Source organism: Cytobacillus sp. Hz8 (genome assembly GCF_042263505.1).
GTDB lineage: Bacteria > Bacillota > Bacilli > Bacillales > Cytobacillaceae > Bacillus_BE.
Genome location: NZ_JBHKFI010000014.1, coordinates 80426 through 92339, shown reverse-complemented (window position 1 = coordinate 92339; position 11914 = coordinate 80426). Strand labels below are relative to the sequence as shown.

Below are 11914 nucleotides of genomic sequence, written 5' to 3'. Positions count from 1 at the left end.
CTCAATTAGCGAAAAAAAATTAGCGGATATCCATTGTGTTATTTATTGATGCCTCCTTAGCTTTATTGATACATATTCTAACAATTATTATGGGAATCTGCAAGTAGGTATCCGATAACGGAATGATGTATTTTGCTGTAAGCAATTGCGTCTTCCCAATTAGATTTTTCCACAGTCTAATTCATATAAATGGCGGTATCTTTCATTTTTCACCAGCAATTCTTGGTGATTTCCCTTCATCACCATTCTTCCCTTTTCCATGAATAGAATGGTATCCATCTTTTCCATGCCAATTAAATGATGGGTAATCCAAATAACCGTTTTATCCTTCAGAGTATGAAATATTGTAGCAATTAAATCATTTTCTGTTAACGGATCGAGTCCAACTGTTGGCTCATCTAAAACAACGATTGGAGTGTTTTTCAATAGTATCCTTGCAAGGGCAATTCTTTGCCTTTCTCCTCCAGAAAATCGCTGTCCGGCTTCTTCCATTTGCGTGGAAAGTCCGTAAGGTAATGAATGGATATATTGATCAAGCTTTACTTGTTTAATTACCCTTTCTATATCTTCCTTCGCAGCATCCTCATTTCCTAGGCGAATATTGTTTTCAAGCGACGTTGCAAATAAATATGGTTTTTGGTTCAGTACTCCCATTAGGGAATAGATCCCTTCCCCCCAATCTTTAGGTGAATGCCCATTAAGAGCAATCTCCCCTTTTAATGGAGTCAACGCTCCTATCATTAATTGGAGAAGAGTTGATTTTCCCGCCCCGCTTTTTCCTAAAAGGGCAACCTTTTGACCTTGGTGTACATGCAAGGTAAGCTCATTAATAGCATCCATCCTTTTATTTGGATAACGAAAAGAAACCTGGTGAATCACAATTTCACCTTTAGATAAAGGTAATGGAGTGCTTTTTATACCGGTGGATGGAATGGGAATGAATTTTTGAATTTGATCAATCCTTTTCCATGATTCTGAATAGGTTGGAATTCTCTCAATCGCTCGGGAAACAGGAATTAACCCTTCTATTATCGGTAAAATCACTAAAGTAAAGGCCGCAATATAAGCAGGAGCAATCCTTCCACTTTGTGCCATCCCTCCTGCCCATACTCCGATGGAAATTAAAATAACACCCGAAAGGAGGCGCATTTGAAACTCACGTGACTGATTCCAATCATGCATCTTTCGTTCAATTTCTATGTTCTTTCTGCTCTCTCTATTAAATTGATGAAGGAAACTGGCGTACTGCCCGCTAATCATCCAATCCCTTATCCCAAAAACCGCATCAGTAAATGTTGAGTACAGATTGCTTCTAATTTTCTTTTGCTCCACTTGTCTTTTCTTTAATAAATAGAGGGAGAGAAGTGGATACATGATCAATATCAAACTTAAGCAAATCACCATCCATAAAGCAAACAAAAAATCAAAATAGGCAATGGATAGGATGGAAGCAACAAAGATACAGAAAGCAACCACTGATGGAAAAATCGTGCGGACATAAACATCCTGCAAATGTTCAATATCATCTGCTAAAGTCCCCAATAAGTCACCCGTTTTAAAGCGGGAACGTATAAATAAGGCTTGCGGTTCAAGCATTTGGTATAGTTGAACACGCATATTAGCCAATATTTTCAACGTTGAATTGTGTCCAATCAATCTCTCTAGATAACGTGTAACTGCCTGGGAGATTCCGAACGTCCGTACCAAAACGATTGGGACATATAGCATCAAAATATTAACTGGCATGAGGGAAGCACTTGAAATTAAATACCCGGAAGTAAAAGTTAACATTGCGCTTGCTGCGACGGTTAATATTCCTAAAAAAATGACTAATAGAATAGAACGATAATATTGCTTTATATAAGGTATTATATGGGTTTGAATAAGCTTCATTCTATCATTTCTCCTCTATTAGCTTGGAATAGATGATAGTAAGCATCCTTCTTAGCGAGGAGCTCCCCATGAGTTCCCATTTCAATAATTCTCCCTTCCTCGAGAAGGAATATGACATCCATTGCTTCCATCCAATGCAAGCGGTGGGTTGCAAAAAAGACAAGCTTATCCTCGAGCACTGGAAGAATCAACTTTTTCAATTCATATTCTGTTTCAATGTCCAAGTGTGCGGTTGGCTCATCAAATAGCATGATGGGACGATTCTGTAATAAAGATCGGGATAAGGCGATTCTTTGTTCTTCCCCACCGCTTAGTTCACGTCCCCCCTGACCAATTTTCTCATCCAACCCATTGGGAAGCTCCTGAATTAATTCTTTCAGCCCGACAATTTGCACCACTCTTTCAATTTCTTCCCTTGTTGAATCGGGAGCGTACCAGCTGATGTTCTCGGCAACACTTCCAGAAAAAATATATGGATGCTGGGGAATATAGGTGATTTGTTCTTGCCACTTTTCATTACATAAGCTTCGCTGCAGAGCCCCATCCATCATAATGGATCCACTTGAAGCTTCTAAAAATCCCGATAATATATCAATTAAAGTAGACTTACCTGAACCAGATGTACCGATAATCCCCACCTTCTGATACCCTTTTACTGAGAAGCTAATATCCCTTAGCATCATGATTTTCTCCGTTTCAGATTGCTTTGATAAATGTTCAATTTGAAGAACGCTCTCCTGATTCCATTTTGGCATTTCAAGCTCCTCTCTCGGAAGGATGAGATCTGCCTGATCTAAAATTTTAGAAATTCGCTTCCCTGCCTCCTTGCCATTCATTGTTGCATGATAGTCATTTCCAAGTGTCCTTACTGGAAGAAAATATTCAGGTGCAAGGATTAAAATGATTAATGCCGCCTCTAAGCCTGTTTTTCCATCCACTAGTCGTAAGCCTAACTCAACTGCTAAAACCGCTACGGAAAGACTAGAGAAGAAATCTAAGGAAAAGGTAGACAAAAATGCCATTTTTAATGTTTTCATAGTGGCGATACGATATTGATTGCTTACCACCTCAATCGCTTTTTGATGAGATTTGCTTTTACCTAAATATTTTAAAGTAACAAGCCCTCTTAAAGAATCAACAAAATGTCTAGAAAGTAAGAGAAAGCTTCCCATTTGTGCATTAATTTGTTTTTGGGCAGCACTACCTAATAATATGAGAAAAATAATCATGATTGGCATCGTGATGATTAATACAATTCCTGATAAAGTATCTGTCATAAAAATATAAGCCAACAAAATAATTGGAATATAGATCATAGTGAGAAAGCGAGGGATAAAAAGCTCTATATAGGTCCGATAACTAGGAATTCCTTCCATACATAAAGTGACAAGATTTCCTGAACCAAGAATCCCTATCCCTCTTGGTCCAATATGAATTATTTTTTCCATTAGCAAGGATTGTAATTGATCAGAGGTTTTCTCCGCAAAACGATAGGAGATTCTCTCTTTTCCCCATTGAAAAAGATACCTTAAAAAAAAGGCGCAAAGAAAACCAAAAAAGAAAGGAAGGACAGCGTTTGATGCTGCCCCGTGAAACATATCTGATATGGCCTTGGCCAAGAAAACAGCTTGAAAAATGATGGCAATCCCTTGCCCAACTGTCAAAATACTGATCAATAGGATTGTCCATTTGCTGCCCTTATATCGAAGAAGATGTTTATCCATTAGTACTCAAGATGCTCCTTATCTGTAACCCGTCTACGAAATACATAGTAACTCCATATCGTATAAGCTAAAACAATCGGAACCATAGTTAGGGCAACAATCGTCATTAATTTTAGAGAATAGTGACCAGATGCAGCATTATAAACCGTAAGATTATTGGTTATATCTGTTGAACTAATCAATACATTCGGGAATAATGCAATAAAGAACGATACTGTTACCATAATCATAATAATACCTGTGGTTGCAAAACTAAATCCTTCCTTACTATTCCGCAAAAATCGAAATAATAGAAGATATAGGAGGATCGCAACAATATATAAAGGAATAAGAATAGTTCCCCTATCTGTATAAGCATCCGTAAAGAAGGCAGTTAATCCGACAAACAAAACAATTACAACAGCGGTCGCGATATACATTTTCATCGCCATTTGTTTAGCTCTATCACGTAGTGAACCGTCTGTTTTTAATGAGATAAACATCAAGCCATGCATAAAGGCTAACATTACAAATGCAAGTCCCCCTACAACTGTGTAAATATTCACAACATCAAAGAAGCCAGCATGCATATTCATATCTGCATCAATCGGCAAGCCTTTAATTAAACTTGAGAACAATACTCCTAATAAGAATGGAGGTAATAGGCTGCCAAGAAAAATGGCCCAATCCCAAACCTTTGTCCATTTTTCCGCTTGAACCTTGCCTCTAAATTCAAAGGATACACCCCGAGCAATCAAACAGAGCAATAAGGCAACAAAAGGAATATAGTAACCGCTAAAAAGAGTCGCATACCAGTGTGGGAATGCCGCAAACATCGCTCCACCTGCCGTTAATAGCCACACTTCATTGGCATCCCAAAATGGTCCAATGGAATTAATCAGCACTCTTTTTTCGGATTCATTCTTAGCGAGAAATTTCGTACTCATGCCTACTCCAAAATCAAATCCTTCTAGTAAAACAAAGACCGCAAATAATACAGCCACTAAAACAAACCATAACTCACTTAATTGCATCTTTTATCCCCCCTACATGGAATGGATCAGATGTGGTTATTTCATCATTCGTCTTTTCATAAGGTCCATGTTTTATGACTCTTATAAACAAATAAACCATCGCAATTGCTAGTAATGTATAGATCAGTGAAAATGCAATAAGAGAAAATAACACAGAACCTGATGAAACATTTGGTGAAATACCATCCTTTGTAGTCATAAGGCCATATACTACCCATGGTTGACGTCCAAATTCAGACATAATCCAACCAAAAGTATTTGCAATATATGGGAAGAAGATGGCTGCAATCATCCATTTTAAATAAGCGGAATGGACCTCAATTTTTCCACGCCACTTCATGATTAAACCGATCAAGGTTAATAAAATCATTAACCCCCCTGCTACTACCATAATACGGAAGCTCCAGAATGTCGTTTTTACTGGTGGAATATAATCTCCTTTTCCATAATCCTTTACATACTGATCTTGAAGAGTATTCATTCCTTGAACCGCACCACTAAATTTTCCATAGGAGAGGTAGCTTAGCAAGCCTGGAATTTCAATCCGTGATGTGGTTTTCTTTTCATCCGTATTAATCTTCGCAACAACTGTCCATGGAGCAGGGTCGCCAGTATCATTCCACAATCCTTCAGCTGCTGCCATCTTCATTGGCTGCGCCTTAATTAAATAAGTAGCCTGTGAATGACCAGTAAAAGCAATACCTAAAGTGGAAATTAATCCAACAATTAAAGGTACCGTCATGGATAGTTTAAATAATTCCACATTTCTCTTCTTCAATAAATTCCAGGCACTGATACCTAAAATTAAAAATGAAGCTGTTGCAAGACTTGCAAAGATCGTATGTGGGAAGGCGACTAAAAGCTTTTGATTTGTAATCACTGCTAAGAAATCATTCATTTCTGCCCTTCCATTGTGAATGGCATATCCCACTGGGTTTTGCATAAATGAATTAGCAGCCAATATCCATAAGGCAGATATGGCGGTTCCCAGAGAAACGAGCCAAATACAAGCTAAGTGCAATTTCTTCGGTAGCTTATCCCAACCGAAAATCCACAATCCAATAAAAGTGGATTCAATAAAGAATGCAAGCAGTGCCTCAATTGCTAATGGAGCGCCAAACACATCTCCAACAAATCGGGAATAATCAGACCAGTTCATTCCAAATTGAAATTCTTGAATAATTCCTGTTACAACTCCAACCGCAAAATTAATAAGGAAAAATTTTCCCCAAAATTTTGTCATGTCCTTATAGATTTCTTTCTTCTTCACGACATACATTGTCTGCATAATCGCGATGAGAAAAGCTAAACCTATTGATAATGGAACAAAAATGAAGTGAAAAATCGTTGTCGAAGCAAACTGTATTCTAGCTAAAATCAGTTCGTTCATTATTAACCCCCCTTACTGTATTTATCATAATTATTATATAAAAATAATAAGAAGATACTGTGAAATCAAAAAGGATAATCCGTTACATTTTTCCTACATCTTTACAAATTGAAAAATGCTGCAATAATTCAAATGTGACTTTGTTCAATAAAAAGTTAAGCGTTATCATTTTCTCTGTCCTTTATAAATCGTAATATTTTCAACAGACCTTCCGAAAAAGCCTGTCAATACAGTATTTTTAAGGGATTTAAATTAAAGCGTTTTCATAAAAATATTCATACTTTGTTCAATATTTCACAATCTATTTCACATAAACCTGTGATATCTTTAAATCAAGAAAGGAACAAGGAGGGATGAACATGATCATCTGTGAATGGCAAACTTTCTCTACTGACTCTGAAACTTATACAAAAAAACTTTTTGAAGAAACTGTTGGTGATGAATTCGAAGCAATGTTGATAAAAGATGGCGAGGAAATTCCACGTTACATCTGGACAACAAATTTTGTTATCATCGTTCAAAAAAATTCAAAACTCTTTACCGATATTTCTTTTGAGAAACTTCCTAGAAATCCTTATTGTGAATAATTTTAAATGAAAGAAAGACACAAAATCAAGAACTACTAAGTTCTACCTTAGTTTGTATATATTTTTTTAAAAAATCATGTGAAATATTTCACATATTATAATCAATGGAGGGTTTAACATGGCTGTAACAGAAAAAACGTTAAACGAAAAAGAATCTGTAACAAAAATGATTGACAAACTTGTTGAAAAAGGTAGACAGGCCTTAAAAGAATTCCGTACTTTCGACCAAGAAGCAATTGATAAAATTGTTAAAGAAGCAGCTCTTGCTGGTCTTGATCAACATATGCAACTTGCTAAACTTGCTCATGAAGAAACAAAAAGAGGAGTTTATGAAGATAAAATTATCAAAAACATGTTCGCAACTGAATATATCTACCATAATATCAAATATGATAAGACAGTAGGAATTATCAGCGAAAATGAACATGAAGGAATGATTGAAATCGCTGAACCAGTTGGTGTTGTTGCTGGGGTTACTCCTGTAACAAACCCAACTTCAACTACAATGTTCAAATCATTAATTTCTCTTAAAACTAGAAACCCAATCATCTTTGCTTTCCATCCATCTGCACAAAAATCTAGTAGTGAAGCAGCAAGAATTTTAAGAGATGCAGCTATCAAAGCTGGGGCACCTGAAAATTGTATCCAATGGGTTGAAACTCCATCAATTGAAGCAACTAAAGCACTTATGGGTCATGACAACATCTCTATTATTCTAGCAACTGGTGGACCTGGAATGGTGAAATCAGCATACAGTTCTGGTAAGCCTGCCCTAGGTGTTGGAGCTGGTAACGTACCTTGCTACATTGAAAAAACAGCTAACATTAAGCGTTCTGTTAATGACTTAATCCTATCAAAAACATTTGATAACGGAATGATTTGTGCATCAGAACAAGCTGTGATCATCGATAAAGAAATTTATAATGAAGTAAAGAACGAATTAATCGCAAACAGCGTTTACTTCTTAAATGAAGAAGAAAAGAAAAAAGTTGAAAAACTAGTAATTAACGAAAAATCTTGTGCAGTAAACCCTGATATCGTTGGGATGCCTGCTTTTAACATCGCTAAATTAGCTGGTGTTTATGTACCTGAAGAAACAAAAATCCTAGTTGCTGAAATCAAGAGTGTTGGACCTCAAGAACCACTTTCAAGAGAAAAACTTAGCCCAGTCCTTGCTTGCTTAAAAGCGAACAGCACAGACGAAGGAATGAAGTTTGCTGAAGAAATGCTTGAATTTGGCGGACTTGGTCACTCAGCAGTTATCCACACAACAAATGAAGATGTAATCAAACGATACGGTCTTCGTATGAAAGCTGGAAGAATTATCGTTAATGCTCCATCTTCTCAAGGGGCTATCGGTGATATCTACAATGCTTACATGCCTTCATTAACTCTTGGTTGTGGAACTTACGGAGGAAACTCAGTTTCAACAAACGTTGGAGCAGTTAATTTAATTAACATTAAAAAGGTTGCGAAAAGGAATGTTAATATGCAATGGTTCAAACTTCCACCAAAAATTTACTTTGAAAAGAATGCTGTTCAATATTTAGCAAAAATGCCTAACATCACAAAAGCTGTTATCGTTACAGACCCTGGCATGGTTAAATTAGGATACGTTGACAAGATTCTTTACTACTTAAGAAAACGTCCAGATTATGTTCATTGCGAAATTTTCTCTGATGTTGAACCAGATCCATCAACAGAAACAGTTCGCCGTGGAGCAGAATTAATGCACCAATTCCAACCAGATGTCATCATTGCTTTAGGTGGAGGTTCTTCTATGGACGCTGCCAAAGGAATGTGGTTGTACTATGAACATCCAGACAGTGAGTTCTTTGGATTAAAACAAAAATTCTTAGATATCAGAAAACGCTTGGTGAAATATAGCCCACTAGGAAACAAAGCGAAATTTGTAGCAATCCCTACAACTTCTGGTACTGGTTCTGAAGTAACACCATTTACAGTTATCACTGATCAACATGCTAACTTGAAATATCCATTAGCAGATTATGAGTTAACTCCAGATGTTGCAATCATTGACCCACAATTTGTTATGACAATACCAAAAGGCATTACTGCTGACACTGGTATGGACGTATTAACACATGCGATTGAAGCCTATGTTTCTTGTATGGCAAATGACTTTACTGATGGTTTAGCAATGAAGGCAATCCAATTAGTATTTGAATACTTGCCAAAAGCTTACCATAACGGCAGCGACCCAGTAGCTCGTGAAAAAATGCATAACGCTTCAACTCTTGCTGGTATGGCATTTGCCAATGCATTCCTTGGAATTGGCCATAGCTTGGCACACAAACTTGGTGCTGAATTCCACATTGCTCACGGACGTGCAAATGCAATTCTATTACCACACGTTGTTCGTTACAATGCAACAAAACCTAAGAAATTTGTTGCATTCCCTAAATATGAACACTTTATTGCTGATGAAAAATATGCTGAAATTGCAAGAACTCTTGGATTAAAAGCAAGCACAACTGAAGAAGGCGTTAATAGCTTAATCAAAGCGATCGAAAAACTTGCAAAAGAACTTAACATTCCAATGAGTATCGAAGCAAACGGTGTATCAAAAGCTGATTTCGAGAAAAAAGTAGATTACTTAGCAGACAAAGCATTTGAAGACCAATGTACAACTGCTAACCCTAAATTACCTTTAGTAACTGAATTAGCTGAAATTTATCGTCAAGCATTCAAAGGAATCTAATTTAGTAATATGAGTAAAAGACCCAAAGGCAGAGGCTTTTGGGTCTTCTTTTGAAAATGCAAACAGCAACTTCATTGGATTCTATCATTCTCTTGTTTTTATAACCTCATCATTGACGTTTATGTTCCGTTAAATAATACAAAAAAACCTTGAACAAAAAGAAGTAATGTTCAAGGTTTTTACTTTTATTCATAAATTTATGGCTCTTTATTATAAATTCATCAAATAATACACTAAAATCCCTGAACCTGACCCAAGAACTGCTCCAGCAAGGACATCAGAAGGATAATGCAATCCCAGATACATTCTGGATACTCCAATGAGCACACCTAAAGGAATTAGCAGATAACCAAGACTTGGCATAAAGAGAATAAAGGGGATCATTACAGAAAAAGCAGCTGTCGTATGGCCGGAAGGAAATGAATGATCCTTTAAGGGATTGGAATGAAATTTCGTATCCTCTAAGATTAAATAAGGTCGTTTTCTTGGATATAGCTTTTTCAAAATTTGAACTGGTAAATGACTAACAGCCAACGATAATGCACTACATAAGGCAATGCTTTTCACAGGCTGCTTGCAAAAAATGAACAAAAGAAGCACGATTCCAATTGCAAAGGTCGCCCCTCCCATCCGGGTGAGGATCCGAAAAAATAGGTTCATATGCTTTTTATCAAAATGACGATTTACCTTTTTAAATATTTTTTGCTCGAATTGATAATAATTTTGCAACAATCTCATCACGATCTGCTCCTTATCATTTTGGCATCTTATCAGATCTGATTTTTTCATGATTGTCTACATAAATGGTGATATTTTCCTTGTTACAGATTAGCTTTATTCATTTAGTTATATACAATATTATACCACTTTAATAATGTTTCCTCTGTGGAAACCTCCACATAAAGTTTGAAATTAAATAATTTGTCAAATTTTTCTAACATTTCGATGAACAATACCTCTTCATCCGTTTACATCATGATATTCCTGCTATACTTATTTAGTGGTAATAATAAATCACATTGGGAGGATGATTCAAATGCCAGCACTTCATGATTTACTACCAAAAAGTTGGGGTAAAAGAGGTCAGGAACTAGAAGAATTCTTTGAAAAGCCATGGTTTTTCAACACAGCTTTCGATGTGGATGTTAAAGAAACCGAAAAATTGATTACTGTGCAAGCTGATTTACCTGGTTTCAAAAAAGAGGAAATCAATGTTGAGTTGGATGACTATTCCTTAAGAATTATTGCAACTCGTAATGTCGACTGGGAAGAAAAGAATGAAAAATATTTTATGCAAGAACGTCAATATGGCAAAGTAGAACGGACCATTCCTTTACCAATTGAAGTAGTACGCTCTACTACTAATGCTAAATATGAAGATGGTGTTTTAACAATCTCATTAGAAAAGAAACACCCTACCCTTCCTTCACGCCAATCTATTACGATTCAATAGCCTATGTGTTACTTCTATACAGCTTATAACCTCAAAAAATTAACAAGGGTATCAGAACGGAAGAGACAAAATCTTTTGCGTTTTGATACCTTTTATTATGGTTTGCTGAAGTCAAGTTTTTGTAGTCAATCCGAATACAGTATGTTATTATTTAGTTAATTAACTAAATATCAAACGGTGATAGGATGAATAACACTTTTAAAGCATTATCGGATCCCACACGCAGGAAAATTCTCGAATTATTAAAGGAAAAAGACTTAACGGCAGGCGAAATTTCTGACCATTTTAAAATGACCAAGCCAAGCATCTCTCAACATTTAAAGCTCTTGAAAAATGCAAATCTTGTCCAAGATGAAAAAAGGGGACAATTTGTTATTTATTCCCTCAATGCTACTGTCTTCCAAGAACTAATCAGCTGGGCTCTGAATTTTACAGATAATAAAAATGAGGAAAACAAGAAGGGAGATTTTTAATGAAGAAGCATATTTTTCCATTAGTTATGATTTTCTTAACCATCATTTTGTGGGTCCTATTTTACCCGCAACTTTCCGAGCAATTACCAACGCACTGGGGTCCAAATGGGAAAGCAAATGACTATTCCCCCAAACTAGGGGCCATGCTTTTATCGATTGGATTGATGGTCCTAGTGTATTTCATTACCGTGTTTATTCCAAAAATGGATCCTAAAAAAGAAAACTATCCACGGTTTACAAAAAGCTATCATATTATCAATATTTCATTAATGATTGTTGCATTTGCCATTAATATCATCATCATCCTTTCCGGATTAGGTTTTGACTTAGATACTGGAATTTATATAAATTTGATACTTGGGGCACTGTTTATTGTGATTGGGAACTATTTACCTCAAGTAAAACCCAATTATTTTATGGGGATTAAAACACCTTGGGCATTAAATGATGAAACCAATTGGAAGAAAACCCACCGATTTGGAGGTAAAACCTTTGTTATTAGCGGTATCATTTTTATGTGCTCTATCTTTCTCCCTAAGACTATTGCAGATTCATTTCTCTTTCCAATTGTTTTGATTATCATCTTATTGCCTATCGGCTATTCTTATTGGCTATTTCGTAAAAATGTATAAAATAAAAATAAGCAAATGGTAAAAGCC

Annotated in this window: 10 protein-coding genes; 5 read left to right on the top strand and 5 right to left on the bottom strand. The window is 36.1% G+C overall.

The genetic code is table 11. From position 1 onward, the window contains the following. Positions 1 to 159: 159 nt before the first annotated feature. Genes cydC through ACE38V_RS16320 form a run of 4 tightly spaced genes read right to left on the bottom strand, consistent with a single transcriptional unit; the run spans position 160 to position 6020 of the window. Entirely contained in the window at positions 160 to 1893 is a 1734-nt protein-coding gene (cydC, locus tag ACE38V_RS16335; protein WP_375842838.1) for a thiol reductant ABC exporter subunit CydC, read from the bottom strand. After that, complete coding sequence (gene cydD, locus ACE38V_RS16330; protein ID WP_375842836.1) at positions 1890 to 3617, bottom strand: thiol reductant ABC exporter subunit CydD; 1728 nt, start codon at positions 3615 to 3617, stop codon at positions 1890 to 1892. The genes cydC and cydD overlap by 4 nt, the downstream gene beginning before the upstream one ends. After that, complete coding sequence (cydB, locus tag ACE38V_RS16325) at positions 3617 to 4630, bottom strand: cytochrome d ubiquinol oxidase subunit II (RefSeq protein WP_375842834.1); 1014 nt, start codon at positions 4628 to 4630, stop codon at positions 3617 to 3619. The genes cydD and cydB overlap by 1 nt, the downstream gene beginning before the upstream one ends. Next, positions 4617 to 6020, bottom strand: a complete 1404-nt coding sequence (locus tag ACE38V_RS16320; protein ID WP_375842832.1) for a cytochrome ubiquinol oxidase subunit I — start codon at positions 6018 to 6020, stop codon at positions 4617 to 4619. The genes cydB and ACE38V_RS16320 overlap by 14 nt, the downstream gene beginning before the upstream one ends. A gap of 359 nt (positions 6021 to 6379) precedes the next feature. Here ACE38V_RS16320 and ACE38V_RS16315 point away from each other — a divergent pair, with 359 nt between their 5' ends. Together ACE38V_RS16315 and adhE are read left to right on the top strand one after the other, a co-directional pair. Further along, positions 6380 to 6607: a hypothetical protein gene (locus ACE38V_RS16315; protein ID WP_375842830.1), complete on the top strand. Its 228-nt coding sequence runs from the start codon at positions 6380 to 6382 to the stop codon at positions 6605 to 6607. Between the two features lie 118 nt (positions 6608 to 6725). Beyond that, positions 6726 to 9329 (top strand): bifunctional acetaldehyde-CoA/alcohol dehydrogenase, encoded by a 2604-nt coding sequence (gene adhE, locus ACE38V_RS16310; protein WP_375842828.1) that lies wholly within the window; start codon positions 6726 to 6728, stop codon positions 9327 to 9329. A gap of 210 nt (positions 9330 to 9539) precedes the next feature. Here adhE and ACE38V_RS16305 read toward each other — a convergent pair whose 3' ends face one another. After that, positions 9540 to 10067, bottom strand: a complete 528-nt coding sequence (locus ACE38V_RS16305; protein ID WP_375842826.1) for a phosphatase PAP2 family protein — start codon at positions 10065 to 10067, stop codon at positions 9540 to 9542. A gap of 298 nt (positions 10068 to 10365) precedes the next feature. Between ACE38V_RS16305 and ACE38V_RS16300 the strand changes: the two genes are divergently transcribed. The 3 genes from ACE38V_RS16300 to ACE38V_RS16290 all read left to right on the top strand — a co-directional run bounded on the left by ACE38V_RS16300 (position 10366) and on the right by ACE38V_RS16290 (position 11887). Next, positions 10366 to 10782, top strand: a complete 417-nt coding sequence (locus ACE38V_RS16300) for an Hsp20/alpha crystallin family protein (protein WP_375842824.1) — start codon at positions 10366 to 10368, stop codon at positions 10780 to 10782. Between the two features lie 185 nt (positions 10783 to 10967). Next, entirely contained in the window at positions 10968 to 11255 is a 288-nt protein-coding gene (locus ACE38V_RS16295; RefSeq protein ID WP_375842822.1) for an autorepressor SdpR family transcription factor, read from the top strand. Next, positions 11255 to 11887 carry an SdpI family protein gene (locus tag ACE38V_RS16290; RefSeq protein ID WP_375842820.1) on the top strand — a complete coding sequence of 211 codons (633 nt, stop codon included), beginning with the start codon at positions 11255 to 11257 and terminating at the stop codon, positions 11885 to 11887. The genes ACE38V_RS16295 and ACE38V_RS16290 overlap by 1 nt, the downstream gene beginning before the upstream one ends. The last annotated feature ends 27 nt before the right edge of the window (positions 11888 to 11914 follow it).